This is a genomic window from Neobacillus ginsengisoli (genome assembly GCF_030813055.1).
In genome coordinates this window covers 1-26,842 of record NZ_JAUSTW010000011.1, presented here as the reverse complement: position 1 = coordinate 26,842, position 26,842 = coordinate 1, and the positions used below count along the sequence as shown (strand labels likewise).

Sequence of the window (26,842 nt, the reverse complement as noted above, 5' to 3'; positions counted from 1 at the left end):
TCACTTCCTTCTATAAAAGCATAGTTATTGGCTCTTCTAAATACTGTTTGACCGTTTGTAAAAATGCTGCTGCTGGGGCTCCATCAAGTACACGGTGGTCAAAAGTCAGACTGAGCGGTAGAATGCTTCTTCTTTCTAATTTTTCACCTATATAGGTTGGGGTATCATTGACTGCACCAACACCAAGAATCCCTGTTTCAGGCGGATTTAAAACTGGTGTAAAGTGCTCAACACCGTAGGCTCCAAGATTACTAATCGTAAACGTGGAACCATGCATATCCTCATTACTAAGCTGTCCTTGTCTTGCCTTTTGTGCCAGTGTTTTAATGCTTCGTGACAAATCAATGAGCGTAGATTGTTCTGCATCGCGGATGACCGGAACAACTAACCCTTTTTCAAGCGCAACGGCCATTCCAAGATGGACATGCTTGAACAAATGGATTTTATCTTCACTATACGCACTATTCATTTGTCCGTGCCTCTGTAGTGAAAGCACAACTGCTCGTGCAATAAAGTCGGTCACAGTTAATTTGTTATCATAGCGATTTTGAACTGTTTCCGCTGTCTGCGTTTGTAAAGCTATTAAAACGGTCACATCTGCCTTCATGTTAATCGTAAGCTGTGCTGTTTTTTGCAAACTATCAAACATTCGAACTGCAATCACTTTTCGGATTCCGCTGACTGGGATCTGCTGGGTCTCCTCCTGAGGTCTTACCGGAGTTTCGTTCGTTTCCTTTTTCCGTTCAGCCTGAGGTGTATGTGAATTCATTATGGCTTCCTGCACATCTTCCTTCGTAATTCTTCCGCCGGGTCCTGTTCCATGGATTTTCTCGATATCAAGGTTGGCTGCCTCCGCTATTTTCCTTGCTACCGGGGAAATTTTCACGCGATCAGCCGGTTTCACTGGTGTGAAAGGCTCCGTTTTTTCGTTTGCAGGGGATTGATTCTCCACTTCAGGCTTTTGGACTTCTTCCAAGGTCAGCCCAGCTGCTACTTCTTCTCCCAGGGCTCCGATATAACAAATGACTGTACCAGGCGGAACCCCTTCTCCTTCGGGAACAGTAATTTTCAATAATGTTCCCTCTGCAGGAGATTCCACATCGATTTCAATTTTCTCTGAACTAACACTTGCAATCGGTTCACCCCTTCTGACAGGGTCCCCGACTCCTTTATTCCATATCGAAACAGTGCCTTCTTTCATGGCCATTCCCAGTTTTGGCATAACGACTTCTACTGTCATGTCTATCTCTCCTTCCTGTACTCTGCTTTACACTCCAAGAGGTGCACTTATTAGTTCTGCTGTCACTTTGACCACTGTTTCTGCTTTAGGCAGATAAATATCCTCTAACGGCGGAGAGAACGGTACAGGAGTGTGAGGTGCCGTAATTCGTTTAATTGGTGCATCAAGCGTATCGAATCCTTTATCGGCCACAAGTGCTGCGATATCAGTAGCAATACTGCATCTTGGATTCGCTTCATCAATGACAATTAGGCGGTTTGTTTTTGCTACTGAAGAAAGAATGGTTTCTTCATCTAATGGAGACAAGCTGCGCGGATCAACGACTTCCACTTCAATACCTTTTGCTGAAAGTTGTTCAGCAGCTTCTAATGCGGTATGAACCATCTTACCAACCGCTACAATCGTCACATCAGATCCTTCCCGCTTTATATCAGCTTTACCAATTGGAATCGTATAATAACCTTCTGGAACATCACCTGTCATATTATAGAGTGTTTTATCTTCAAAAAAGATGACCGGATCGTTATCTTCGATTGCAGCAAGTAATAGTCCCTTTGCTTCATAAGGTGTGGTTGGGACGACCACTTTCACACCTGGAATAGCAGTAAACAAAGCATATAAACTCTGAGAATGCTGAGCAGCCGCTCTAAATCCAGCACCGTGCATCGTTCGAATCGTAACTGGAACCTGCGCCTTGCCCCCAAACATATACCGGAACTTTGCTCCCTGATTTAATACTTCGTCTAAACAGCTCCCAATAAAGTCGTTAAACATTAACTCAGCAATTGGCCTTAGACCAGTTGATGCAGCCGCCATCGCAGCACCCATATAACCTGCTTCCGTGATTGGGGTATCTAAAATTCGATCACGGCCAAATTCTTGCACAAGCCCTTTCGTGACCCCGAGTACTCCGCCCCATGCGTCTTCGTCCTGTAAGTGATCCACTTTAGCCCCGCCGGCGACGTCCTCACCTAATAGAATGACATTCTCGTCCTTACGCATTGCAAGTTTCATAGCCTCATTGATAGCAGCTGACATACTCAATTTTCTAGTCATAACCTTTCCTCCTTTTAATTGGCTAATCAGAATTTATTTGATTAAATTCTAAGGGCAAAAATTCAGGTTGTGCTTTTGAATCGCCCTTTTGGATTTCCCATTCAGTGGGTTTCCATTATTAATAGGACACGTATACATCGGTTAACAATTCGGAAGCACTTGGATACGGGCTCTCTTCACTAAACTTAACCGCTTGATTAACTGCTTCTTCAACTGATTTTTCTAAAACGACTAATTCGTTTTCAGCTAATAGCTGCTCGCTTAGCAAATGATTTCTAAATAGAAGAACAGCATCTTTTTCTTGCTTATGCACAGCCTTTTCTTGTTCCGTTTTGTATTTTTGCGCATCTCCTTCAAAGTGGCCATAATTCCGATAAGTTACACATTCAATTAGTGTTGGACCTTCCCCACGGCGTGCTCTTTGAACAGCTTCTTCTGCAGCCTGGTAAACAGCCAGTACATCCTTTCCATCAACCTTAATACCAGGGATGTTATAGCCAATCGCACGATCTACAATGGATTTACAGCTCGACGCGTAAGAAAATGGAGTAGCTTCTGCATAACCGTTATTCTCAGCAACGAAAACAACTGGAAGCTTCCAAATGGCAGCTAGATTAATCCCTTCATGGAAAGTTCCATGGTTTTGAGCACCATCTCCGAAGAAGCAAACGCTTATATTATTTGTCTTTTTATACTTGGCAGTTAGAGCAGAACCGCATGCGAGTGGAAATCCGCCGCCAACAATTCCATTTGCACCAAGCATCCCTTTGTCAAGGTCTGCAATATGCATGGATCCGCCCTTACCTTTACATAACCCTGTGACTTTTCCATAAATTTCAGCCATCATTCCGTTTAAATCGCAACCTTTGGCAATACAATGCCCATGCCCACGATGGGTACTTGTAATACTATCTTTATCATTTAAATGGGAACAAACCCCTACGGCCACTGCCTCTTCTCCTGCATATAAATGAACAAATCCTGGCAAAATTCCTTGTGCAAATAACTCATGAACCCTGTCTTCAAAATTACGGATCTCTAACATTTTATAATACATCCACTGTGCTTTTTCCTTTGTTAAAGATACATCTTTTCTTTCCAATGTTTTCATTTTTTCAGCCTCCCTGGAAAAATTCATTTCACCTTTATTAACGCAAGAACCGTGCCAAGAAATAAAAGCGAATATTCTCAATGCTTCTGAGAAACTATTTTACAAAAAAAGAGACAAAACGAGACAGTAGTCTCGTTTTGTCTCTTTTTGATTACTTTCTCAGTGACTATTTATATTTCTAAAATAATCTTACCTGTAGAGGTTTGATTAATTATCTTTCTATGTACCTATAAAGTTGGTTATAGTGGCAGCACTTCAATTCCATCTACTTTTTCATCACCCACTTAGAAGGTTTAAAAGGTAAAGGGCATTAATGAACTAAGTAGCTGTAATTACTGATGGAAAGCAAAGCTAAAAATTAGGCGAAAATCACTGATATGGCTGAGTTCCGTAGGCGGGACTGCATGGGAATCGAACCCACCAGACCCTGGTATGCAGGTCTCAAGTATTTTACGATTTTGTCAATATTGAAAGTACAGTCACCAAACAGGATAAATCAACTGATATTATCAATAAAATTAATGACAACTTATACAATTATAGATATGTAACTAATAACATATATGTTGAAATATAATTTAAAAATATTATTAATGGTTTTTGGAAGGAAAAGACATGTCCTCATACTGTTCATGAAATATTTACCTATTTGGGGTAAGTCCGAGATAAGTCCAAAAACGGCCTGTGATTTTATTCCCCTTTATCTCCACTCTATAACGAATTTCTAAGTCAAAAGTGGAAGCAATTCTTCTTAAAACAGCAAGAGGATTTGTATATTCTTTAATCTGAATCGTTCTAATAAATGTATAATCGATTACACCTACTTGCCATTCAGTACCTAACAAAGCAAAATCTGTTGCAGAAGCCGAAGTTGCACCTTGCAATGTTTGTGGCTCAATCGTTTTCGCTTTTGCTAAATCTATAATACTTGCATTAGATTGAACAATTTTTTCACTGTGGTTATGCCGTTCTGCATAAACAATGATATATTCACGAAAAAAACCGTCCTCATCTTGAATGACGAGACGGTTACGCTTCTCCAATAAACTTGCTTTATCAATCTTTGCATTTGCAGTGAAATCAAATATGTTCTGATTATCTAAGGTATCTTTTCTTTTGGCTTCCACATATACAGCCTTATCACTGTTTAAAGTACCTACAATTTCGTCTGTTTGCTTATCTAATATATGGGGATCAGAGCCATCGTTCACGCCACCTAACTTCTACATTAGAAACTGAGTCCGCTGGTTCAGTAGTAATTGATACATCGCCCGGCAACAAAGGAAAATATTCACCAATGAACGCTTTATTTTTTGTAATGTCCTCTCCATTACGCCTAATAATATCCTCTTGATGATTAAACTCAATAATATCTCCAGCTCTAGCAAGAATCGGCACCTGACCAGCTGTAGGATTATTTAACCTATAAACATTAATATCTGCGATTTTTTGCTCTAAAACTGGAAAACTAGCACGTTGTATAAGCCTTGCTTGAACTTGGGTAACCGCAGCTGAAGCAATTCCGTTTTTATCCGTCCAAGTGTTAGTAATTGGAGATTGAAATTTACCATTCACTAATTTAAAAACTTGAGCTGTCCAGACATTGCCTTGTCGCCACATCCTAAAAACTCCCTCAAAAGCGTTCTGGAAATTTGCTTGCCCACCTTCATTAATAACATCAAAGCCACTATTTGCTGTGCCAGCTCGTAGCCTTGAATAGAGGGTACTCAGACCGCCAAAATGCTTTGTCATTGAGAGTTTAGCAACAATTCGATTACTTGCATCTAATAAAGAAACTTCAATACCGCCAGCTTGATTATTACCTTTAACTGTCTGTGAGAATCCAACATCGAAACGAAAATCTTGAACGGCTGAACCTAAGCTAGTTTTCATTGCTGGCCCATGCCATATTGGAGATGTACCATAATCATTTGTATAGAACACGGAACCATCTGTTTTCAATGTCCCTGTAATATCCGAACTTTCTACACTTGTTGCTGAAGAAACTGTCCACCCTACTAACGAGTTACACGCTCCTATATAAATAGGAGTTTGGGGGTCAAAAGGAGTTTCTTCCTGTTTGACAGGGTTTCCAATAAGGTTAATCTTATTTCCATCCGAAACCGCTATATAAGTAGTGTCTTTACTTACCGTACATGTAAAAATCGGTTCGGATTTCACTGATCCGCCCACATTAAACCTTTTTTCAACACTGTATTTATAAGAATCAGGACAAATAAAATTGAAGACACCTCTCCCTTTATTAACTATTTCATCAAGGTCAAGACTGCCATCAACTACCGCATAATAAACTCTATCAGGTTCATCATCAAAAATTAATTCTTTAGGTTGGTCAGTAATAAGCCATTTAGCTAGATCTTCTTTTATCTTTTGAAGGTCCGCCATTCAATATGCAAAAGAAAAGCAATTACCTAATGTAACTTGTTATAAAAGATATTTCGGCTCGTGAAATACAGTTAAAACACTACTTTATTTATCGATATATACAAACACAAAAAAGAATGTTATCTACTCAACCAATCAATTGATTGATATTTTACAAAGGAATGAAAGTATAGCTATTAAACAATCAACGAACTAGTAACTCTACCGCTTTACTGCGATTTCGGTCATAAGAAGAATCATCTAGCACTAGTACTTTCGGGCGATCATGATTCGTCAGTTTAGTTACTTTTCTAATCGTATCAGCACTTAGGAACGTTAAAAATCGTCTCCATGAAAACGTAGATTGATTTAGGAAACGGTAGACGGCATCCTTGGCAGGGAAATTGTTAGATTTCTTTCTTTCAAGTGTTCGAAACCAGTTCTTGTTTTCAAATCAAACAAAAAATCAATTGAAAAAGGTAGGCACAAGAAAAGTCGAAAGACTTTGTAATACCAGCTTTTCTTAAATGTTTTAGTACCTGAAGTAGAAAATACCTTTCATTGTTCTTCCCTAGAACAATACATAGAACGGCACGGTTTATTCAAGCAGTTATTTGATGCCTTCTCATTGTCAAGACATCACTACATTGTATACTTTGAATACGTTGTTTATTGAGTTAAGATATCAAGTATTAAAAGTAACTTTTCACTCAATCTTTCTTCTTAGAATACTTTAAATACTCCTGATTTTCATAGTTCAGATAAACGCGTAATGTTGGTGGTACCCCTATTGGAATTAGGACTACTAATAATAGCAACAATCATCATACTAAAAACAGTAACTATCAATAGTCCCCAATTTCTAAAGTTACTAAAAATAGTCCCAAGTGTGTAAATCACTTGGGACTATTTTTATATCAAGCTTGTGTCAATCGGTTTGCTGTTCGGTAATTGATTTTCATCCAACAGCAGTAACTCTGGAAGTATTCCCTTAAAAATTAATGTATGAATATCTACAATAATGTAGCTATAGTCAATCCAATGAGCAATACGACCATAGTCCAGCCCCATATTCTACCGAATAAATTGCTTGTGTATTGTCCCATCAACTTTTTATCACTTGTCATTAATATCAAGAATATTAGAAGTGGTGACACAAGGACTCCACCGATCACCTGAGTGATGATTGAGATGTAGTTTAAGGGCAAATTGGGTATTAAAATGGCGAGAGCAGCAAGGACTAGACTGCCAATATAGATGACATAAAATTTCGGTGCCTCCCAGATCTTATCATTGAGACTTTTGGACCAACCAAACAATTCAGCAATGCTCCAGGAAGAAGATAAAGATATTGTTATGGATGCTAAGAAGCCAGCATTGAACAACCCGAGCCCAAAGAGGATTGCTGGCCACCGCCCTACATTGTGATCAAGTGAACCGATGATGTCAGATGGGCCTGCGTTGCTAATATTTTGTACGTGACCAAAGAGTGCAGCACCACAGAGAATAATCCCAGCTGCAACAATAACCTGAATGATACAGCCAATTGCGGTGTCAATCCGGCTAAAACGAAGTTCTTTTGCGGTCACACCCTTATCAATCGTACCACTTCCTTGAAAGAAGATCATCCAAGGGGCAATAGCATTCCCGATAGTTGCGATTACGTACCAAATTACACTGCCTTTTAGTAAATACGGAACATTCCATGCCGAAAAGGCATGCCCGATCGCTGCCATACTTGGATGCGTCATACCAGCTACCACTAAAAAGACGACATTGAGTAGTCCTACAAACAGCGCAATTCGTTCTTTTGTCCAGTATCCAGTAAATACAACGAAAGCAACGATAAGCACTAAACAAATTATGGTACTAGGCAATAGTGGAATTCCTAACAATATCAGCCCCGCCGTCATTCCAATGAATTCGGTAATCAGTGTTAACAGATTTTCGAAAGCAAGGGTACTGATGTGATAGTAACCCCAAAATTTTCCATAACGTCGTAAAGCCAACCTGGAAAAGCCTTCTTGGGTTACGGCACAAAGCCGCATGCTCATCTCCTGAATCGTAAATGTCAGAGGGGCAAGGCAAATTACTAAAGGAATAAATAGCCCGATGCCAAATTGTGCCCCTGTGACGGCGTAAGAAATAACTCCACCCGCATCATTATCAGCCATTGCAGCGATAAAACCGGGTCCCATAAGTGCCCAAATGATTAATAATCGACGTTTCCAGCCTGTTTTATGTTTTGTAACAATTGAATGAAACTTGGATTGACTTACTTCTGTAGATGATGATGTTGATTGTATTTCAATCATGTCCGATTTCACATCCCACGTAATTTTCTATACAACATTAATGTATTCTGGTGTTGAAGAATGTGCATAGGCTATTATCACATGTTGAAAATAAAGAAATATTTCTTAATGTTCGAAATAAATATATAACTATTAGGGAGGAGTTTAGAAATGGGAGCATCATTTATATTTATAACTATAATATCTGGGATAGTATCATACATCCTTGGAATACGGATTATGAACCACTTTCATAAAAGGAGAAAATAGGTGGAAATATCTAATAATAAGACTTTAACGGTCAAATTAACGAACAATTTAGTAAAACTCCGGTTCGTTGAGCTTTTCTCAAAACATTGTTTTGAAATGTGAAGATAATAACATAATGCATTAAAAATTCAACATGTCAGTTGCCATTGCTGCTATTTTAGAAAATACCCACAACAAAAAACAATAACCATTTTGGAAAATGATCTCGACATAGCCCCGGAAGGTTTTTACATGTTGCAATTCCAAGTTTAGCTGACATATTTTGAAGCAGATATAACCAATACAACAACCCACAGCATCTAATCAATATTAGCAATAAACGCAATAAATGTGGTCGGTGAAAAGGTAAAATTGCACGAATTCCTTTTCGTTCCCCCGTTGCAACGCTCCCCTGCGTTATTCAGATTAAATTCAATACATTTTGCAAGATAGTAACCTTCCAAGAATCATTCCAATTCCTCCTTAACAAAAAAATTTAGAATAGTAATTTAAAAAGCTGAGGAAATGTGTTTATCTCTTACATATACTGTTGATAAAACTTCAACAAATTGAACATGGAGTAATTAGAAAGAGGGAAACAGCGATGCTAGAGAAAAATAAAGAACAAAACCTTGGGTTACTGATAAAGACATTGTTAAAGAAACATTCGCTTTCCATGCGAAAACTTAGCGGACTCACAGGAATTGATACAGCAACCATTTCACGAATTGTAAATGGGAAACAACAAGCGAAATTGAATCACTTACAACAATTTGCTTATCACCTAAACACATCGCTAGAGAAATTAATTGAAGCTGCAGGGTATGAGATGGGTGGAGGAAAAGAAGAATCAAAATCAGAAATTCAATACTCAGTGGATACCATTCAAAAAATCCTTCAATCCTTTAAATTGGTTGATACACAATTTACTTTGGCTCATGTCGAAAAGGAATTAGCTAAATTCGAACAATATGCACAAACAGAAGAGGGACATCGGATTATTTGTGAGGATTTTAAGAAGAAAATAGAGCAAGTAGGTAGTGTGGGTCCATTTATCGAACAGTTAAAGCAAATGAATATTCAATATTGTGATCCTACAACGTTAAGTGCTGAACGTGCAGTAATTGGAAGTGCGTTGTTATATTTTATTTTATCTGCTGACATTATCCCTGATTATGTATATCCAATTGGTTATTTAGACGATACAATTGCTGTGCAACTTGTGTTAAAACGTCTTGCGAAATGAATATTCTTATATAGAGCTATACCATGTAAGTAGGTGAAAGAAGACAAAAAAGAAATGCATTTTTTCCTATTTTGTTCTAATAATTTATGCGCAATGGTCGGATTGTTAATTTATTACCTCCACCAGAACATATTTTCTAAAAGACACCACTTACTGACATTTATCTGTGCAGGTAGTTTGATGATAATTCTGATTAAACGGTTGTATATTGATAGATTAATTAATAAGGTCATAATGAGAGTTTTTTGGTCAATATTTGAGTTAAAGGTCATTATAAGTTAATAACTTACCCTTTCGAAAAGGGAAAAAAGAAAAAGGAAAAGAAAACAGAAAACCTTGTCTAGTTTTAAGGTCCTTTATAAAATTCACAAAAAAAGAAAAACCCCCTATTTACATAAGTTATTACCTTGTAAATGGGGTTTTTTTAGTTGATGTTATTGTTACTTTAAGTATTGCTATGAATAGTAGTTTTGCTATGGCGTTATGTGTTATTCCTCGTGTAACTCGCTGACGGTCATTTTCATAGTGCTAAAACTATTTCTAGTTCCTGTACCTTTATAGAATTTTGTAACATGGCTTGGAGCTAAATTTAATGATGCGCGAATTTCGTCAGATAACGTTTGTCGTTCTTGATTATCAACTAATAAATACCACGAATTATGAATTGTTGCACCTTGCCCTTGTATTTCTAGATTACTAATCTTTTTAGCTGCAGGTTTGTATGAAGACATAATATTAATCATATCATCTAATGTTAAGTTTGTTGTAATGTTATTTGCAAGTACTTTAAGTATTTTATTGTAATTTACTAAAGTTGACATTGACTTACCTTTGTCGATAATTTTAGAAATGACTTCACGCTGTCTTTCCTGACGTCCAAAGTCACCTCTTGGGTCTTGGTGTCTCATACGGGCATATTCGAGTGCTTGTAGCCCATTTAAGTGTTGTGGACCCGTTTTCAGCGTAACTCCATCCAATTCAAACGCATATTTATTATTTACGTCAATACCACCCACTGCGTCTATGATATCTTTAAAGCCTTGAAAATTCACATTAACATAGTAATCGATTGGTATATTTAAAAAGTTTTCAACGGTATCGATACACATCTCAGGTCCGCCAAATTCGTATGCAGCGTTAATTTTATTAACCTGATTCTTGCTTGGATCTTTATTATCAATTAACTTTGTGCGGGTATCACGTGGGATACTTAATAATTTAGTCGTTTTATTTTTAGGGTTAATCGTAATGACTAACATAGTATCAGTGTTGCCACCAGGTTCGTCGGCGCGATGATCATCACCAAGCAACAAGATAGAGATTGGATCTAAATTGTTAAATTTGACTTTTGATGTTCGCTTTGCAGAAACATCTCGTAAAAGTGGCTTATTCATTTTATTGACAGCTGTTGCTACATTATTATAGATATAATAAAAAAAGATACCTCCGCCAAACAATAAAATTAGTAGGGTTAATAGACTGATGCGACCCCAACGCGGCTTCCTCTTTATTATCTTTTTATGATTTGATCTAGAATCATTCATAAAAACTGTTCCCTTCTTTACCAGTATTATCTTAGTTAAAGACAATCATAAACAAATTTTTTTTAAAGTTAATTATCTCCCTACTACACGTTTTACCCTAAGTAGCTATTTGTAAAGTTAAGCGAAGCTTAACGTTGTTGTTTTTTCATTTTTTCTTTCAACATAATAAGCTATTTCTTTTCTATTGAGCTTTTACTTCCTTTGATAGTAAATCTAAAACAAGGTTTACAACAATTGCGTCGTCTAGATACCCTATCGGAAAAATGTAATCCGGAATAATATCTATTGGTAATATGAAGTAGATTAATGCACCTCCCATTAAAGCTAGTTCACGTGGTGTACTCTTCATCGTACTAAATTTCACAAACATATCCTTCAAATGGTCAATAAATGGACCTATGCCGTCTACTTTTTGAAGCTTCTCCTCAAAGCCCTTTAAAATAGTCTCTTTCCCTACTTCAGTTTGTGCAAATTGTGTATATTTAGCTAATTGTTGTTCAACACTTTCAATGGTAAACTTTTTATTATATATTTTTGAGGATTCAAGTATATTTAGAATGCTGTCAATAGACGAATGAAAATCATCAGAGTGGAGATTTTCCTGTTTTTGTTCAATGGGATAACTTGCTGCCAGAAGTAAATCAGCAATAGGGGCTTTAAGACAGTTAGCAAATTTTTGTAAGTGTTCTGGAGTAGCTTTTCGTTTACCGTTTATGATCCGTGAGATTGTAGCTATATCGATTTCTGTAAGCTTACTAAGTTTCCTCATTGATAATGACCGTTGCTTAAGTAATTCTTTTAACAGCACACCAATGCTATTTTTTTTTACATCAGACATCATATACTATCCTTTCCTTTAATTAATGAGAAATTAAGATATTAATCTTAGTTTTTATATGAAAAATCCAATGCAATAAATTAGTATAATAAAGTAAATGCTGTTTATAAAAAAATCTATTTGTTGACTTTTTGTCAACAAATTACACTGGTTTTGTCAAATGGGGATTTAATCCATTATTAAACTTTTAAATTATTAATATACCTTATTAATAAAGGAATAAATAAACTTGTTGAATTAATTTCATTTATTGACACACCAACAATGAAAGCATATTTTTGATTAATGAGAAATTAAGATATTAATCTTAGTTTTTATTTAAAAAATGTATTGCAATTCCATAAATTAGTTGTAATAAAGTAAATATTATTTATAAAATATATCTATATGTTGACGATTTGTCAACGGATTACACAGGTTTTGTTAAATGGGAATTTTATTCACTATTAAACTTTTAAATTATTAACTCAAATTTCGCACCTAAATAATTGGGTGCAGTTAAGCCCTAATTAATTCTTCAATGTTTTAATATGATCCTTGACATAGTCCTTAAAAATACAAAATGGACCTCAATCTTTGGTATAGTGTGATTGTCCAGAAAATACTACCAAACAGAAGAAGTGCCCACTATATGAATACAGGGAACCATTGTCAACGATGCGTTTTATTTTTCACTCGGTGTCAATGGTGATACTGTAGATAACATGATTCTTGATACTGGAGCCTTTGAATTAACTTTCAATGGAGATGTTGCGAATGCACTTGGGTTACCGAATCTAGGTGCCATTCAAATTGGCGGTATTGGAGGAACAACTCAGGCGTATCAATCCGTTTGCAACCTTCAAATAGGCGATCAAATGTATTCAGATGTACCTTGTATTGTAGACCCGGACTTTCAAGATGCAGGTCTGTTTGGGCTACGTTTCTTCGTCGATAATCAACTTGCATTACAACTAGATCCTAATTCACAAACACTTACAATTCTTTCTTGTTAAAAAAAATCGCATAAACGTCTAATGTTCGTGCAGATTACCTACCATGGTTATATCTGGCGGACAGTAATACACTATTGTGATTTTAGTATAATTTTTATCTTTAAGTGTTATTGTACAAGCATTTAATCGCCTTTTTAATACCTTATTAATGGAGGTGATTAAATAAGATGGTAAAACTTTTTATTGACCCTGGACATGGGGGTACAGACTCTGGAGCTGTGGGTAATGGTCTACAAGAAAAGAATATCACTTTACAAATCGCCTCGACTTTAAGGGATATCTTACTTAATGAGTATGAAAGTGTATCAGTCTTGTTAAGTAGGACAAGCGACCAGACTGTTAGCTTAAGTGAAAGAACAGATGCTGCAAACAATTGGGGAGCAGACTATTATCTTTCCATTCATATCAATTCTGGTGGAGGTACAGGTTTTGAAAGTTATATCTACCCAGGAAGTGGAGCCCCTACAACAACTTATCAGAATATCATTCATGAAGAGGTTCTAAAGCTAGTGGATTTCGCTAATCGTGGTGAAAAAAATGCTAACTTCTACGTATTACGTGCATCAAAAATGCCAGCTTTGTTAACAGAAAATGGATTTATCGATGATGCAAATGATGCAGCTAAATTAAAAAATACAAGTTTCCTAACGACAATTGCTAGAGGCCATGCCAATGGGTTAGCTAGAGCATTTAATTTAACTAAAAAACCAACTGCTATGTATAGAGTACAAATTGGTACATTCAGTAACAAAACAAATGCGGACAACCTTGCAGCAGAAGCGAAAGCGAAAGGTTTTGATGCCATTGTTGTATTGAGAGATGGTTTGTATAAAGTTCAAATTGGTGCTTTCGCATCGAAGGAAAATGCAGATGCGTTGGCAATAAAAGCAATGAATGCTGGATTTAATGTCATTGTGATATATGAATAATTTAGTATCTAGTTTTAAAGAATATAATTTATATATGACAAGGTTTTGAACTTCCTCTTCTAAGAACAAAGGACAGACTTGGTGAATCTGTCCTTTTGTCATTTAAACAAATGTTTATAACCGAATGTAACTTAATCTCTATTAAGTTACATTGAGTTTTTTTACAAAAAAAGCTGCATGTCAACTGATATCTGCATAAACCATAAAAACACCAAATTGAAACCCCTTGAATACCAAGGGGCTTTTAGATTGCTAACTTCCGAAAATTGACATTATACTAAAAATGTATATGGTTCTACTATCACATGAGGACACATCAAATCTCCTTTGAACTTGTATACAAAAGTATAAACTGCCAAAAAAGAGGAAATATTTTACCATTTATTCTATTATTCCTCAATAAAAGCTGTAATCCATTTAAAATGATTAAATTAGTACTTTCATATCCAATAAAATTGATACTAATTTTTTAAATTTCATTATTACAATTCATCGCTATGTATAATATGGTTGGGGACTGTAACCAATTTCCATCCAATGGCGGTAACTTCCTTTTCTAAACTTATGGACCCAACAATTTCTTCAACTACTGTATCTTTTTTGGTTTCACTATGTAAGCATGCTTTAACAGTTACCTTATTGCCTTCTTCTTTCTCCTCACTATACAAGGTTCGTAAGCTAATGGATTCCGAATTAATTTATAAGTATATATTCCTATGGGGAATCTTTTTCCATGTATCTATTTATTCGTCTGCAAAAGACGTAATCCATTTAAAATGACTAAAATTGTACTTCCTTCATGTCCAATAACGCCAAACGGTAAACCAAGGATTTGAAAGAAATTAGAACAAATTAATAGTAGAATTACAGAAAGAGAAAAGATAACATTTTGTTTTACAATGGTATTCATTCTTTTGGACAAACGAATTGCTTGTGCAAGAGGAGAAAGATCGTTTTTCATTAATACCACATCTGCAGTTTCTAATGCTACATCGGTTCCTTCTCCCATCGCTATTCCTACACTTGCGGTTGCTAAGGCGGGTGCATCATTGATACCATCTCCTACCATAGCCACTGTTTTATTTTTTTCCTTCAGTTCTTTCACGGTTTGTACTTTTGTTTCAGGTAAACAGGACGCATAATATTCTGATATTCCGCTTTCCTCAGCGATAACCTGCGCGGTCTGTTCGTTATCACCTGTCATCATAATCGTTTTTATACCCATTTCGTTCAATTCTCGAATAGCTGCCACAGTTTCTTCACGTATGATATCCTTAAAAGCAACAATCCCTAATACATCGTCTTTATCAGCAATATATACGATTGTCTTCCCTTGTTTGGACAGTTTACTTACAGTTGATTTTTGAAAACTCCTAGCTTCATCTCCAATAAAGTCAGCTTTCCCAATTTTATAAGACTTTCCGTCTAAGATTCCGTTTAACCCATATCCTAAAAGCTTACTATTTTACGTAATATAAATCGGAATTTCCTATTTGTTTGCTTGGAGTCAAATAAATAAATTGCAAAATATGAAAAAATTCATTTAGTGGTGCTAGATAGGAAAGTGGAAAATCGATTTTATTAATATAAATTCGATTTTCACACCGATTTTCCTATCTGAATAACCAGCAAAACGCATATTTACAACGTTAAGGATATTCAAGAATTAAAAATCCCAATCTCTCAGTGATATAAATGAATGAGAAATTGGGATTTAATTATTGAACAATCGCGCCCGTTTGTTGAAGATCGTGCTTAAATCTTATTCAAGATAAGGAACCGCTAGTGTAAATGAATCGATTCACATTCTTTAGGTTTAACTACACTAAAATACAATTCTTCAATTTTCACTTAAAAGAAATAATTATTGATAACAATAACAGTAAACTTCCAACACTAACAAAAATGTATTATTGAACAAACCTAGCTCTTTACTTTAACAAATAGTGAGCATTTCACTTCTTAGTTGCCGTTGCCTATTAAAAAAGCAAGGTCCGATTGGACCTGCTTGTTATTTGACTATTACTTTTCCAACCATTCCTTTCTGGAAATGGTACCGACATATCAGTTCATATGTACCAGGATTTTTCGGTTTCACGGTAATGGTTTTTTCTTTTCCTGGCTGTACTTCAGCGTCAATTCCGAGCTTTTCCACTGTGAAGGTGTGTTCTTTCTTACCTTCGTTTTTCAATATCAACGGTATCGTTTTTCCATTGAGAATAGTGATGACTTTCGGATTAAAGTAATCATCGTTCAACTCGACCTCAATTGCTTTAACCGTCTCCATAGGCTGAGTTCCACCACCCGATTCTGCAAATACGCCGAGTGAGCCTAGAGTTGTCACAATCAAAATCATTGCAAGCAAAACGACCAATCCTGTAAACCACTTTTTCACAGACATTCGAAATCCCTCCTTTCCTAAAAACTATTTTTTTCTAAATCATAAAATATTATCACTATAAATTGGGTTCCAACGGGCTTTCAAATAGTAACTCTTTTATCTGAAACAGTGAAAAGAAAAAGATCGACTCTAATGACGATCTTCTAGAATCCATTCTTATTCAACTTCCACGTTACTTGAAGAATAAAAAAGCATTACCGTTGCTCCAGTAATGCTCCATAACTTAACTTTTTTCAATCTTACAAATCCACTTATAAAAATTCAGTAAAATAACTAACAAAAGAGGGTCAACAAGAAAAGAATACTCCAATTTCCACCACCCATAATTGAAGTACCCCCAAGGTTCTGGAAGTAATGGTATTTCTTCATAAATCAGCATAAACAATATCCAATAAATATAATAAAGAATTCTTTTTAATAATGGAGAGTTAAAAGGATACCAATTCAAAAACATCATATTTACAGGTGGTAAAAGCATTGTAATGTTAGGTAAAGCTTCCCAATCTACATCTTGTGTAAAGTACCAATAACCGTGGTATTTTTGGTCAATAAACAAATCAGCAATAGTCTGTAAAGTAATGGTGAACAACCAAATATGAATAATCTGATTTTTAGTAAGTCGCTTGGTAGTTATAAAAGCAATCAAATTAAAAAGAATTACAGCTATAATAAGTCCAATCATAAAAATGTACTTTTTTCACTACTTTTCTCTTATCATTGTTCAATTATTCTAAACCGTTAGCAGAATATGAAAAAGCCACCAATATGGCAGCTGGTCTTCAACTCTTGCACCCGTTACTTTAAGTGCAATCCTTCACAAATCAAGAATTTATTACTTCCCATCTGCTAATTAATCCCAAAAGCAAAACTTATTTTTATTAAAATTTTTTCTTATGGTTTTATTAACTAAATAAAACTAGGAGGGGTTGGTTACCATTATGACTTCGAGAGGAGTTCCAATCACATCATCAGAATTAGCAAATTTATGGATGGCTTATCAAGAAAAAACCATGATTCTCAGAATTTTGGAGCATTTTATAGAAAACGCCAATGATGCAGAAAAACAGTTGTTACAGTCACATTATAATAGTGCTGCTAAAAACGTAGAAATGATTACAAGTATATTCCAACATGAAGGAGTTTAATTCCTCTTGGTTTTACAGAAAGCGATGTACATAAAGGAGTTCCAAAGTTGTATGTTTTCATGTACGATATCATGTATTTGCCTATGATGACAAAGGTGGAAATGAGCCTTTATTCACTTTTTTGTGGTATGTCTTATCTGAAAGATATTAATGATTTTTTTATCGATTTGACAGCTGAATCCCAAGCGATGAACAGCCAATCAACTCAATTCCTTTTAGAAAAGGGGTTTTGGTGAGTCCAGCTTTTGTATCAATGCTTAAAGAGGTGCATTTTGTACAAGATAAAAATTATAGGAGTGGTTTTAATTTGTTTGGTGATCCGAGATCCCTAAATACGATTGAAGTTTCTCTTATCCATCATGCCATAGAAACAAACCTTGTAGGAATGCAATTAATGATTGGATTTGCTCAAGTTGCTTCAAATAAGGAGGTGCAAAACTATCTTGTCAAAGGGAGGAAATTGTCAATAAAGATCGAAATGGATTTAGGTGAATTTTTACGCCAAAGTTTTATTGAACCCCCAGCTACTCATGCCGGTAAAGCAACTTCGTCAAAAGCGCACCATTTTCTGATAAATTGATGATGTACAACACCAGTTTGTTAACTTCATTTGGGCTCGGAAGCAATGCATTGGGAGGTGCATTTAGTTTACGAAATGAGTTGCCGGCAAAAATGGCTATCCTTGCAACAGATATTTTCACTTTTGCTCAAGATGGAGGAAAGATTATGATCAAAAATGGCTGGATGGAAGAACCTCCACAGATTGAGGATCGAATTCAACTAACTAAATAATTGTTTTATATTTGAGCAGTATTTTTTAATGTAAATATTTGCTTTTATTGGGTAAACTAACAACACAAAAAAGTTAACCTAAGGATAGAACTTTATGTTTCAAAAAAATAAAGATAATATAATTATTAAACTTGGACTTGGTACTACGTTACTATCGACTATTTTTAGCTTTATTATTATTCGTTTACTATTGGATATAAAACAATTATCGGGAAAAGGTTAATCCTATTCCTTTTTCGCTTTTTGGGTCAAAAGCGACATAAAGGAGTCATTTCCTTATTCAATTAAACTGCCATTTAACTGATTAAAGATCAAGAAAAATGATCTGCTGAAACAGTCCATCGTTGTTCAATTCTTGCGCCCTTAAATGGAAGATCGTTCAACAACAATCCGAGTTAAAAGAAGCTTTAGAAATTGTAGAATAGCCCCCGATTGTGTATCAAGCAATTAACAGTGTTTGATAAAAGATCGTTGCCCTTCACGATAAGATTTTGGATACATCCCCTTTAGCACAACCTGCTTAGTAATTATTATGCTTTAGATAAAAACTCATTTATTGATAAGGAGAAATTACCTGTCATGTGAATTTATTTTTCAACCATCCTATTAATGGAGGTGAAAATAATGGCAGATATAAATCCTATTGAGTATACAGGGAAAGTTCTGGATCAAAGAAATAACCTTACTGGTCCTGACGATCCAGGTAAGCGACCATATCCAGAAAAACCACAACATGTATCTATTCAGCAGCCAAATAGTAAAAATGTTCAATAACCTGTTTAGTAAAACTACAGGTATTATCTAAAGTTATAATAGTGTCACATAAGTTAATTAGTGAGACGGGCTGCCATTGCTGCAGCCTTTTAATAACCTTTATATTGAAGAATACACTTACGAAAATAATTTGCTTTCCCAGGTTAGGACATTTCAAGTAACTCCACGAATTGAATTATATACAGAAGATAAATTTAAAGTTGAAATAGATGAGGACGGCAAAATAATTAAGTTAATTGAGGTCCGATAACTAATGGAGTCTGGGAACAGCGGGTTTTTAATTTTAAGAGGTAGAAAAAATCAACCTTGTTAAACCAAAGGGTGCGTTTGTTGAATAACAATTAAGTGATTTTAGGACTAAGTTATTCCATTAAAGGGCGCGATTATTTAATATTAGGATCCAGGCTCTTTTTTCTTTTTCTGATAACAGGCAGGTTAGTGTTACAAGTCTAATTCTCTAATGCGTTTAAGTAAATTACGTTCATATTTAACAATATTATTATTTTCAAAGGTACATCTGGAAACAGCTACGATGTCACCCGTATGTTCAAACTCTACCCCGGTAATGATGTTACTTTTATAAAGCAAATATTCCTCATTAAAATTGCTATCGGGAGTTGTAAATTCATTTACACCTCTTACGAGGATCAGTCTGTTGTTTGTATCAAAGCAGTATTCATAAGAATATCTTCCGAAATGAGGTTTTCTTTTAAAAAGCTTACCTCTTTTAAGTGCCCCAACAATCAAATCTAGAACAGGACTCGGACAATAATAATCTCTGTGTATGGTCTCGCCCCCCTTTGAATACTGAACATTTACAATTTCCTTTTCCGTTAAAGTTCGTAAGTGGGCAAGTTGTTCTTCAGACTCATTTCTAATGCTTACTAACTCTGAAATAATGCCCTTAAATCTATTTAATTTTTCTAGGTCAATTTTTATATTTGAATTTTCCAACGTCTGCAAAGTTGACTTTCTTATTTCTTCTAACATAAGTTCGAATTCGTCCATTTTTTCACCTTCTCGTGTTTTGTCATAAAACTCCTCTATCACCTACTCTTGTTAGTATCAGTTTTTACCAGAGGTAGCTGTTCTTATTAAACAAACCTGCCATTTGACTGAGTAAAGACCACGAAAAATGGACTGCTGAAACAGTCCATCGTTGTTCAATTCTTGCGCCTGTTTGTTGATCAAGAAAAAGTAGTAGTTACAAATGCACTATTGCTGGCGGTACCCTGTTAGAATGGAAATACAATTTTCTCGGAGAATATTCGTTAATCCTAAGTTCGATTCTTGCCGTTTTCGATAAATGTTGTACAGAGAAAAACTATATAAACAATGTAATGTTAATCTTTTAGGTTTGACTACTGGACAAGTGTAAATCCATCTCCGGCAGCTCATTCCAGAACGTCACTTCATCGACAGACAATCGTGTTGTAGGATGTCCCGGTTCCGAAGCTTTTCCGATGGCAATTAACATGACTGGCAGATAACGCTCCGGAATCCCGAAAACCTCCTTAAACTGCAATTTATCGTATCCGCCCATCGGCACTGTATCATATCCTCTTGCTTTTGCGACTAGCAAGATCTGCATCGACACCAGACCAGCATCTATCAAAGCGATATCCTTGATGACTTCAAGATTCCTGTTTGAATACGATTTTATGATGTTACTGACAAATGCATTTTTTACCTCTTCGGTCATAAAGCCTGCTTCAACTGATTTCTGAAAAATTCGATTGGCTTCCTTGTAACCCTCCATATCCCCCAATACCGCGATGATGGCTGATGCATCTACCACTTGCTGCTGATTTCGTGCAATTGGCAACAGCTTTTCTTTCAGCTCCTGGTCATCAATAACCAAAAATCTCCAAGGCTGAAGGTTATTGCTTGAAGGTGCCAAAATTGCCTCAGCCAGCATATCCTCAATCTCTTGGCGGGGAATTTTCCGCTCTGGATTATAATGACGCACTGATCGACGTTCTTGAATCACTTTATAAAAATCAATTGTTTGCTTCATGTTCTTTTCCATATTTTCATCATCCTCCGTAGATTTTTAACAAAAGTGGGAATACATCATATTTAGAATCAAATCTCATTATTTAATCCCTTTTCAATTTAATTTAAGTCTTTTCTTTTTTATGACCGCTGTGGCTTTACCAATCGATTACCGTAAGCTTCTTGACAGATACTTCTGGCTCTCCGTTTTCCAACAATCCTTGTTCTTCTAGAATTTTGTTGACATTTTCATAATCGAATCCTTCTATAGAACAACAATCTTGTATGGTCATAAAGAAATAATTTCCCTTATAGTTCAAAGCTCTATTTTACGCGTGTTTTGAAATTAATTCTGTCAAAGCTTCTTTTGATTGGAAGCCGATTACCTTATCTACAGCAACTCCGTCTTTAAAAAGAATTAAAGTCGGAATGCTCATGATGCCAAATGTTCTTGTTGTTTCTGGGTTTTCATCTACATTAAGTTTGATAATCCCAACTTTATCACCAATTTCACTATCGATTTCCTCCAAAAGTGGTGCAATCATTTTACAAGGGACGCACCATGGCGCCCAAAAATCTACTAACACTAATCCCTCTTTAATTTCAGTAGTAAAAGTTTGATCTGTTACATGTGAAATAGCCATTATCAATTCCTCCAATATCCTTTTTTATAAACACTCTTTTGATTCTCTCAGATAAATATATATAAATTACCTTTTCGCACCGGAATTCCCAATTCTGTTTCCACTTTGAATTTCTGATTTCTTGGTATGCAATTCTGGAAATTTTTTAATAGATGCTAATTTCGCAGATAATTCTTTAAACCATTCCTCATCTTTTGATAGTAAAGCCAAATCGATTAATGTTAAAAGTTGACTTTCATTCCTAACTGTTAAATCCGGCAACTTTTCAGTCCATTTGTTTAGAATCCAAATCGATTTGCCAATTGCTTTTTCATTATCACTTTCCACTACAAATACTTTTATAATTCCTTGGTTAGAGTCCACTATTTCAACATACCCGTGAATCAGTTCTGCCTCTCTTGACCTTCCCTGTACCCAATCTCCAATTTCAAATCGATATTTATCGGCCATTGTCATCTACACCCCTTAAATGTAATAAAAAAAGTTACAGATTGTTTTTAAAAAAATCATGCCCTCTTTTTTGTGTCATACTGTAATAAAATAATTTACAGTATAGTTAAATAAAAAAACTAAATCATGGACACAATTTAATTTTTTCTAAAACAGATCTTAGGGTAATATTCTCAAAATATTTTTCCAAATACAATTTAGCTTTATTAAAAATTTGATTCATAACCACCTGAGTATTAGACGATACAATACATTTTTGCTCGGGATCACCAGTATACCAGTTTGGTTTTAGGCTTCCACGTGAAACTGTACGATAAATATCTGCCAATGATACCTCTTGAGGGTTACAGTCGAGAATATAGCCACCGCCAATACCTTCTTTTGTCTTAACAAATCCATGATTGCGCAAACAGCTCATTATCTTGCGAATCCGTGCTGCGTTTGTACAAACATTTGCAGCAATAGACCCACTGCAAGCCATATGATCTGGTAGATAAACTAAATAGACTAAGTAATGCACGGCTATCGTAAAATCACTGTTCACTTTGATCGCTTCCTTCTCAAGAAGATTACTGTAATTTTAATATTTACAGTTTATAATGTCAACAAAAAAACTTATTCATAATAAATTCCCTTATAGCCCATAAAAAGGGCGCATTTCTTGCTCCGAGGGCACTGCAAAAGGCAGGACTTAATTACTGAAGTACAATATGTAGAAGAAAAATAAAAGGGTGAAACACTACCAGTGGTAGGTGCTCACCCTTTTATCATTTGTTTTTGGACTTTTGCAGTGCCCTCTGCTCCAGAAATGCGCCCGATTGTTGAAGATCATTGGTAATCACGTGCTGACATAACGACGAATAAAACAGCGTAAGAGAAAAATTCCTCCTAGGCTGTTTTTTTTTGCTTATGAAATTTGTAGTCAGCAAGATTCTTCGGTTTGCCGTTCGTATCCCGGATCAGACCTGCAGGCTTTCCTACAGGTCTTATGGGCTTAAAACGGCTCGATGGCTTTCTCGTTTTTACCAGTTTGAGGCTGATTTTCAATTCTTCTTTTTTCGGCTTCCTTGGGAATTTCTTTAAGTTGTTTATTTACTTCTTCTACTTGATTAGTAGTTCTCATTTCATCCATTTTCAAAAACCTCAATTCATTAAAATATTTTGATAAAAATAGTATGCAGCAGTAACGAAGATTTTATGTCCGCTGAGTCAGACCCGCAAGTTTTGCCACAGGGTGTCTTTATATGGGGTACGGCAAGAATTCCTTCTTTTTGGGGCCACTTGTAGATTGACAATAAAGTTATTTAATTTTAAAACCTCAAACACGAATACCCCCGTCCTGATTTTAGGACGGGGGTAAAATAAAGTTGTTTAATTTTTGATAAAAAATGCTTCATCGAACTTAAAAAATAACAATAAAGTCGTTTAAAAATTGTTTTATTCAATAATAGCGCCCGATAGTGGAACAAAGTATTGATATTTTTAAGCCCATTCCTCAGCCAAAATTCCATAAATAATGTGGTCAACATAATGGAACCTGTTTAGCTGAACAAGAAAAAAGACCGATGCTCGAGTATCCAGCTTGATCTAATTCATAATCGAAATCTTTCCTTAATAATTTCAGCTACTTCTACTGCACTCAGGTTGGTATTGTTTATCCTTAAGTAATTTTCCTTTTTAATTTCGCCCTCTAAAGAATTGAGTCTATACTTTTGCATTGAGCTTTTTAAATTAGCTTCTGAGGTCTCAATATTTCTTTTGGTTGGTTTGTGTTCCAGTCGATTCGGGCTTTTATTTCGTTCCAGTCTCTCGTTAAAGTCAGCTTCTAATTCAACAAAATAAATGGTTGCACCTTTGGATTCAAAAATTTCACATATCTTCTCTACATAGTCCCAATCCTCTTTTTGGTCAAATGCCCATACATAGGTAAATATCAAACCTCCCAGGTCACTCTTTGCTACTTCCTCAAATATTTCCATCCGAAATAGATCTGCTAATCTCCACATTTCTGGACTAAATCCGAAAAATGGTTCAAGTAATTCAATTGTCATATGATTATGAAATAACTTTAACTCCGTGTTATTTCCTAATGCTTGCCCTACAGTCATTTTCCCAACAGCCTGCGGACCAAATATCAAAACTAATTTCATATGCTCTCCTTTTGTAACATTTTTTAAAAGGAATTCTATTTTTTATTGGTATTTCCTTCTTTCACTAAAGAAAGAGTGATTCCTCGTTATTAAACACCGTTACTATGAAATAAAAAAGACCGTCATTGTGACGATCCATACTAGGCAATCGGTGTACCATTTTTAACAGGCTCATCTGGCTTTAAGAGCACTACATCACCCTCTTCTGGAACACCTCCAATAACTAATACCTCAGATTTGAATCCTGCAATTCGACGAGGAGGGAAATTTACAACTGCGACCACTTGACGGCCCATTAATGTCTCTAAAGTGTACCTTTTTGTTATTTGTGCACTAGATTGTTTAATTCCTAATTCTTCACCAAAATCAATCCCTAGTTTAATTGCTGGCTTACGAGCCTCTAGAAAGGGTTCAGCACTTATTACAGTACCAATACGAATATCTAGTTTTTCAAAATCCTCAATCGTTGTTATGGACAAAATTATTACCTCCAAAAAAATAAATAAAATTCATTATCTTTACCAAAAATACCCTCAATCAGTTTAATATTTCCACACCAAGATTTGTTATTTCTTCTTAAAGTAACCTGCCATTTAACTAATTAAAGACCAAGAAAAAGGACTGCTGAAACAGTCCATAGTTGTTCAATTCTTGCGCCCGATTGTTGAAGTTCATTACTTAATTATTCAAGATAAGCACCATTTACACGCCAATAATAACAGAAATAATTGGGAGCCAAACAGGACCTAATCATAACACAAAAATATTTGTCTAAATATAATAACCGGTTTTCAACTTTACCCGGCTGTCATTCTGTTCTTTTACATAGACCGGGTCCGAATTATACAGCGGAAGTGTGATCATTATGGTTGTTCCATCACTTGGGACACTTTCGATATCAAGCTTTCCGTTCATGGTTTGGACTGTTTTCAATACAACCATTGACCCAAGTCCAGTCCCTTTTTCTTTGCTGCTGTAATATGGTTCACCATATCGATTGATTTGTTCTTTGCTCATGCCGATGCCATTGTCACTGATTTTAATGATTGCATGATTTTTATCTGTTAATGATAGGACCTTAAGTTCGCCACCGTTTTCCATTGCCTCAATTGCATTTTTCATTAAATTCAATATACATTGCCGGAAATAATTTGTATTTACCAAAACCATTCCGGAGGCAAGCTGATTAGTTACCTTAACGGCGTTCATGTTAGCGAAAGGCTTAATAACTTCAATTAAATTTTTAATTTCTTTATCTATTAAAATTGGTTCGACTTTCTCAATTGCCGGTTTTGCAAAGGCTAAATAATCACTTATAATCGATTCGGCAGTTCTTAGTTCTTTTAAGGCATACTGAATATAGCGCTCCTTGTCATTCTGGGATAAATCAGGAGTCTTTAGCAGCTCGATAAACCCTTTTACAACCGTTAAAGGATTCCGGACCTCATGTGAAATACTGGCCGCAAGCTGACTGACAACGTCCATTTTTTCGATTTTAACAATATTTGATCTGATGTGAATGGTATCCATTAAAACTTCAATGAGATACACCAGAAAAAACATGGCGACAGGAGGAATCATAATAAAATAGAAAATGTAAGCCTCTGTTACTTTGAAATAGTCGGACATTTTTAGTGCAATTTCCGTAGTAAGAAGCTCCAGTACAAAAATTAATAAAGCAGATGTCATAAGTTTGGACTTTTTATTCATTCGATTAAACTTTATGGAAAATAGGGCCGTTGCCAAATAGAGCACTAGATAAACTACCAGTGTGAGGGAGTTAAAGCCGTAAATGGCAAATCGGGTGGATAAAGAAATAATCAACAATGCAGCCCCTGCCGCCCATCCGCCGTAAAGCGTCCCGATAAATAGAGGAATTTGCCTTAAATCATGTACGCAATATTGATCAATATAAATGGGAAACTTCATGCAAAGGACTATCGGCAGACTCATGGATACTGTAAGCAACAAGTTTTTATGATTTTTAAACTTTTTTACATTATCAAATAAAACGAAAAACATTAATATACTGACTAAAATATAAAATAGGTTATCTAAAACATTATGGTTGATAAAAACAAATGTCATAACAGTATTCTCCCAGCAAATTATCTATTGAATCAAGTAATAAAGTTTGGCACTATTCATCTCTTGTAAATTATAATTGAATATGACATTGAAAAAAAGTCTCTTTTATAGGCATACTCGGAGGAGAATTGTGGGATATATAGTGAAATTCCAAAAGCAAATGGAATACCCATCCATTTCTGGTACCTCCCTGAAATCCAAATCGTAACAGCGACTATAATAGAAGCCGCAGCGAGAAGCAGAAGACCAATTAGAAACATAATAAGCCCTGGACCAGAACGTACGACATTTGCAAGACTAACTATATCTGCATTCTGTCGTTTCATCGCCTCCAGCCCTATAGCGTGTAGACCTTGCAGAACGGACACCTGGATCCCCACCCGGAAAGACAGTCACAAATATCCAATTTAATTACCAAGTGTTATTCATGACAGATAGGTAAGGGTTTGACGTTATCGCCCCCTTTTCCCCCTGCTAGCACCGTAGGTGCGACTTTCATCGCATACGGCGCCCCAA

General features: G+C 35.7%; 27 protein-coding genes and 3 pseudogenes. 5 read left to right on the top strand and 25 right to left on the bottom strand.

The genetic code is table 11. The features are described 5' to 3' along the window. Positions 1-10: 10 nt before the first annotated feature. From J2S10_RS24120 to J2S10_RS24085, 8 genes and pseudogenes are all read right to left on the bottom strand, one after another. Positions 11-1,240, bottom strand: coding sequence for a dihydrolipoamide acetyltransferase family protein (locus tag J2S10_RS24120; RefSeq protein ID WP_307413203.1), 1,230 nt, complete (start codon positions 1,238-1,240; stop codon positions 11-13). A 27-nt stretch (positions 1,241-1,267) separates the two neighbouring features. Next, complete coding sequence (locus tag J2S10_RS24115; protein ID WP_307413201.1) at positions 1,268-2,296, bottom strand: alpha-ketoacid dehydrogenase subunit beta; 1,029 nt, start codon at positions 2,294-2,296, stop codon at positions 1,268-1,270. 118 nt (positions 2,297-2,414) lie between these two features. Beyond that, positions 2,415-3,407 carry a thiamine pyrophosphate-dependent dehydrogenase E1 component subunit alpha gene (locus J2S10_RS24110; protein WP_307413199.1) on the bottom strand — a complete coding sequence of 331 codons (993 nt, stop codon included), beginning with the start codon at positions 3,405-3,407 and terminating at the stop codon, positions 2,415-2,417. Between the two features lie 641 nt (positions 3,408-4,048). Then, positions 4,049-4,618 carry a phage tail spike protein gene (locus J2S10_RS24105; RefSeq protein ID WP_307413197.1) on the bottom strand — a complete coding sequence of 190 codons (570 nt, stop codon included), beginning with the start codon at positions 4,616-4,618 and terminating at the stop codon, positions 4,049-4,051. Continuing rightward, a complete protein-coding gene (locus J2S10_RS24100) occupies positions 4,602-5,813 on the bottom strand; it encodes a distal tail protein Dit (protein WP_307413195.1) in 1,212 nt (403 codons plus the stop codon). Before J2S10_RS24100 ends, J2S10_RS24105 begins: the two co-directional genes overlap by 17 nt. A 187-nt stretch (positions 5,814-6,000) precedes the next feature. Then, positions 6,001-6,337 (bottom strand): annotated as a pseudogene (locus tag J2S10_RS24095) (IS4 family transposase); the annotation flags it as partial. A gap of 468 nt (positions 6,338-6,805) precedes the next feature. Continuing rightward, complete coding sequence (locus J2S10_RS24090) at positions 6,806-8,107, bottom strand: NRAMP family divalent metal transporter (protein WP_307413193.1); 1,302 nt, start codon at positions 8,105-8,107, stop codon at positions 6,806-6,808. Between the two features lie 406 nt (positions 8,108-8,513). Next, the gene (locus tag J2S10_RS24085) at positions 8,514-8,615 is read right to left on the bottom strand and encodes a hypothetical protein (protein WP_307413348.1); all 102 of its coding nucleotides are present in this window, start codon (positions 8,613-8,615) and stop codon (positions 8,514-8,516) included. A gap of 324 nt (positions 8,616-8,939) precedes the next feature. Between J2S10_RS24085 and J2S10_RS24080 the strand changes: the two genes are divergently transcribed. Beyond that, positions 8,940-9,581 (top strand): DUF1232 domain-containing protein, encoded by a 642-nt coding sequence (locus J2S10_RS24080; protein WP_307413191.1) that lies wholly within the window; start codon positions 8,940-8,942, stop codon positions 9,579-9,581. 488 nt (positions 9,582-10,069) lie between these two features. On the opposite strand, the gene J2S10_RS24075 is transcribed toward J2S10_RS24080, so the two are convergent. After that, a complete protein-coding gene (locus tag J2S10_RS24075) occupies positions 10,070-11,125 on the bottom strand; it encodes an LCP family glycopolymer transferase (RefSeq protein WP_307413190.1) in 1,056 nt (351 codons plus the stop codon). Between the two features lie 181 nt (positions 11,126-11,306). Then, positions 11,307-11,966: a DUF1232 domain-containing protein gene (locus tag J2S10_RS24070; RefSeq protein WP_307413188.1), complete on the bottom strand. Its 660-nt coding sequence runs from the start codon at positions 11,964-11,966 to the stop codon at positions 11,307-11,309. A 632-nt stretch (positions 11,967-12,598) separates the two neighbouring features. Here J2S10_RS24070 and J2S10_RS24065 point away from each other — a divergent pair. Then, the gene (locus tag J2S10_RS24065) at positions 12,599-12,958 is read left to right on the top strand and encodes a retroviral-like aspartic protease family protein (protein ID WP_307413346.1); all 360 of its coding nucleotides are present in this window, start codon (positions 12,599-12,601) and stop codon (positions 12,956-12,958) included. 167 nt (positions 12,959-13,125) lie between these two features. Continuing rightward, complete coding sequence (locus tag J2S10_RS24060; RefSeq protein ID WP_307413185.1) at positions 13,126-13,887, top strand: N-acetylmuramoyl-L-alanine amidase; 762 nt, start codon at positions 13,126-13,128, stop codon at positions 13,885-13,887. Positions 13,888-14,369: 482 nt separating this feature from the next. On the opposite strand, the gene J2S10_RS27535 is transcribed toward J2S10_RS24060, so the two are convergent. The 4 genes and pseudogenes from J2S10_RS27535 to J2S10_RS24045 all read right to left on the bottom strand — a co-directional run bounded on the left by J2S10_RS27535 (position 14,370) and on the right by J2S10_RS24045 (position 16,970). Then, positions 14,370-14,570 (bottom strand): hypothetical protein, encoded by a 201-nt coding sequence (locus tag J2S10_RS27535; RefSeq protein ID WP_370876281.1) that lies wholly within the window; start codon positions 14,568-14,570, stop codon positions 14,370-14,372. 56 nt (positions 14,571-14,626) lie between these two features. After that, positions 14,627-15,337 (bottom strand): annotated as a pseudogene (locus J2S10_RS24055) (HAD-IC family P-type ATPase); the annotation flags it as partial. A 561-nt stretch (positions 15,338-15,898) separates the two neighbouring features. Next, positions 15,899-16,288, bottom strand: coding sequence for a cupredoxin domain-containing protein (locus J2S10_RS24050; protein WP_307413183.1), 390 nt, complete (start codon positions 16,286-16,288; stop codon positions 15,899-15,901). A gap of 223 nt (positions 16,289-16,511) precedes the next feature. Next, the gene (locus J2S10_RS24045; RefSeq protein ID WP_307413181.1) at positions 16,512-16,970 is read right to left on the bottom strand and encodes a hypothetical protein; all 459 of its coding nucleotides are present in this window, start codon (positions 16,968-16,970) and stop codon (positions 16,512-16,514) included. A gap of 253 nt (positions 16,971-17,223) precedes the next feature. Here J2S10_RS24045 and J2S10_RS24040 point away from each other — a divergent pair. Together J2S10_RS24040 and J2S10_RS24035 are read left to right on the top strand one after the other, a co-directional pair. Continuing rightward, positions 17,224-18,225: pseudogene (locus tag J2S10_RS24040) on the top strand (DUF3231 family protein). Between the two features lie 624 nt (positions 18,226-18,849). After that, on the top strand, positions 18,850-18,999 hold the full coding sequence (locus tag J2S10_RS24035) for a hypothetical protein (RefSeq protein WP_252202086.1): 150 nt from the start codon (positions 18,850-18,852) through the stop codon (positions 18,997-18,999). Between the two features lie 441 nt (positions 19,000-19,440). Here J2S10_RS24035 and J2S10_RS24030 read toward each other — a convergent pair whose 3' ends face one another. The 11 genes from J2S10_RS24030 to J2S10_RS23980 form a co-directional block, all read right to left on the bottom strand. Continuing rightward, positions 19,441-20,007, bottom strand: a complete 567-nt coding sequence (locus tag J2S10_RS24030) for a hypothetical protein (protein WP_307413177.1) — start codon at positions 20,005-20,007, stop codon at positions 19,441-19,443. Positions 20,008-20,350: 343 nt separating this feature from the next. Continuing rightward, complete coding sequence (locus J2S10_RS24025; protein WP_370876277.1) at positions 20,351-21,028, bottom strand: nitroreductase family protein; 678 nt, start codon at positions 21,026-21,028, stop codon at positions 20,351-20,353. A 124-nt stretch (positions 21,029-21,152) separates the two neighbouring features. Beyond that, positions 21,153-21,287: a hypothetical protein gene (locus J2S10_RS24020; protein WP_307413176.1), complete on the bottom strand. Its 135-nt coding sequence runs from the start codon at positions 21,285-21,287 to the stop codon at positions 21,153-21,155. A gap of 36 nt (positions 21,288-21,323) precedes the next feature. Next, a complete protein-coding gene (trxA, locus tag J2S10_RS24015; protein WP_307413174.1) occupies positions 21,324-21,638 on the bottom strand; it encodes a thioredoxin in 315 nt (104 codons plus the stop codon). A gap of 66 nt (positions 21,639-21,704) precedes the next feature. Further along, positions 21,705-22,094, bottom strand: a complete 390-nt coding sequence (locus J2S10_RS24010) for an IDEAL domain-containing protein (protein ID WP_307413172.1) — start codon at positions 22,092-22,094, stop codon at positions 21,705-21,707. Positions 22,095-22,212: 118 nt separating this feature from the next. Then, positions 22,213-22,632, bottom strand: a complete 420-nt coding sequence (locus tag J2S10_RS24005) for an RrF2 family transcriptional regulator (RefSeq protein WP_307413169.1) — start codon at positions 22,630-22,632, stop codon at positions 22,213-22,215. A gap of 450 nt (positions 22,633-23,082) precedes the next feature. Continuing rightward, positions 23,083-23,220 (bottom strand): hypothetical protein, encoded by a 138-nt coding sequence (locus tag J2S10_RS24000; protein ID WP_307413168.1) that lies wholly within the window; start codon positions 23,218-23,220, stop codon positions 23,083-23,085. Between the two features lie 460 nt (positions 23,221-23,680). After that, complete coding sequence (locus tag J2S10_RS23995; RefSeq protein ID WP_307413166.1) at positions 23,681-24,238, bottom strand: AAA family ATPase; 558 nt, start codon at positions 24,236-24,238, stop codon at positions 23,681-23,683. Between the two features lie 140 nt (positions 24,239-24,378). Continuing rightward, positions 24,379-24,711, bottom strand: coding sequence for a chaperone CsaA (gene csaA / locus J2S10_RS23990; protein ID WP_307413344.1), 333 nt, complete (start codon positions 24,709-24,711; stop codon positions 24,379-24,381). A gap of 298 nt (positions 24,712-25,009) precedes the next feature. After that, a complete protein-coding gene (locus tag J2S10_RS23985; protein ID WP_307413164.1) occupies positions 25,010-26,326 on the bottom strand; it encodes an ATP-binding protein in 1,317 nt (438 codons plus the stop codon). 56 nt (positions 26,327-26,382) lie between these two features. Then, positions 26,383-26,694, bottom strand: coding sequence for a hypothetical protein (locus J2S10_RS23980; protein WP_307413161.1), 312 nt, complete (start codon positions 26,692-26,694; stop codon positions 26,383-26,385). Between the last annotated feature and the right edge of the window lie 148 nt (positions 26,695-26,842).

Bases quoted from the DNA above. Each gene is read 5' to 3' on its own strand.
- J2S10_RS24020 (WP_307413176.1), bottom strand. From the start codon at position 21,287: ATGACCATACAAGATTGTTGTTCTATAGAAGGATTCGATTATGAAAAT.
- J2S10_RS24000 (WP_307413168.1), bottom strand. From the start codon at position 23,220: ATGGATGAAATGAGAACTACTAATCAAGTAGAAGAAGTAAATAAACAA.
- J2S10_RS24025 (WP_370876277.1), bottom strand. From the start codon at position 21,028: ATGGAAAAGAACATGAAGCAAACAATTGATTTTTATAAAGTGATTCAA.
- J2S10_RS24060 (WP_307413185.1), top strand. From the start codon at position 13,126: ATGGTAAAACTTTTTATTGACCCTGGACATGGGGGTACAGACTCTGGA.
- J2S10_RS24115 (WP_307413201.1), bottom strand. From the start codon at position 2,296: ATGACTAGAAAATTGAGTATGTCAGCTGCTATCAATGAGGCTATGAAA.
- J2S10_RS24075 (WP_307413190.1), bottom strand. From the start codon at position 11,125: ATGAATGATTCTAGATCAAATCATAAAAAGATAATAAAGAGGAAGCCG.
- J2S10_RS24045 (WP_307413181.1), bottom strand. From the start codon at position 16,970: ATGATTGGACTTATTATAGCTGTAATTCTTTTTAATTTGATTGCTTTT.
- J2S10_RS24030 (WP_307413177.1), bottom strand. From the start codon at position 20,007: ATGGACGAATTCGAACTTATGTTAGAAGAAATAAGAAAGTCAACTTTG.
- J2S10_RS24035 (WP_252202086.1), top strand. From the start codon at position 18,850: ATGGCAGATATAAATCCTATTGAGTATACAGGGAAAGTTCTGGATCAA.
- J2S10_RS23995 (WP_307413166.1), bottom strand. From the start codon at position 24,238: ATGAAATTAGTTTTGATATTTGGTCCGCAGGCTGTTGGGAAAATGACT.
- trxA (WP_307413174.1), bottom strand. From the start codon at position 21,638: ATGGCTATTTCACATGTAACAGATCAAACTTTTACTACTGAAATTAAA.
- J2S10_RS24050 (WP_307413183.1), bottom strand. From the start codon at position 16,288: ATGTCTGTGAAAAAGTGGTTTACAGGATTGGTCGTTTTGCTTGCAATG.
- J2S10_RS24080 (WP_307413191.1), top strand. From the start codon at position 8,940: ATGCTAGAGAAAAATAAAGAACAAAACCTTGGGTTACTGATAAAGACA.
- J2S10_RS23985 (WP_307413164.1), bottom strand. From the start codon at position 26,326: ATGACATTTGTTTTTATCAACCATAATGTTTTAGATAACCTATTTTAT.
- J2S10_RS24110 (WP_307413199.1), bottom strand. From the start codon at position 3,407: ATGAAAACATTGGAAAGAAAAGATGTATCTTTAACAAAGGAAAAAGCA.
- J2S10_RS24070 (WP_307413188.1), bottom strand. From the start codon at position 11,966: ATGATGTCTGATGTAAAAAAAAATAGCATTGGTGTGCTGTTAAAAGAA.
- J2S10_RS24090 (WP_307413193.1), bottom strand. From the start codon at position 8,107: ATGATTGAAATACAATCAACATCATCATCTACAGAAGTAAGTCAATCC.
- J2S10_RS24010 (WP_307413172.1), bottom strand. From the start codon at position 22,094: ATGACAATGGCCGATAAATATCGATTTGAAATTGGAGATTGGGTACAG.
- J2S10_RS24085 (WP_307413348.1), bottom strand. From the start codon at position 8,615: ATGTCAGCTAAACTTGGAATTGCAACATGTAAAAACCTTCCGGGGCTA.
- J2S10_RS24100 (WP_307413195.1), bottom strand. From the start codon at position 5,813: ATGGCGGACCTTCAAAAGATAAAAGAAGATCTAGCTAAATGGCTTATT.
- J2S10_RS24120 (WP_307413203.1), bottom strand. From the start codon at position 1,240: ATGACAGTAGAAGTCGTTATGCCAAAACTGGGAATGGCCATGAAAGAA.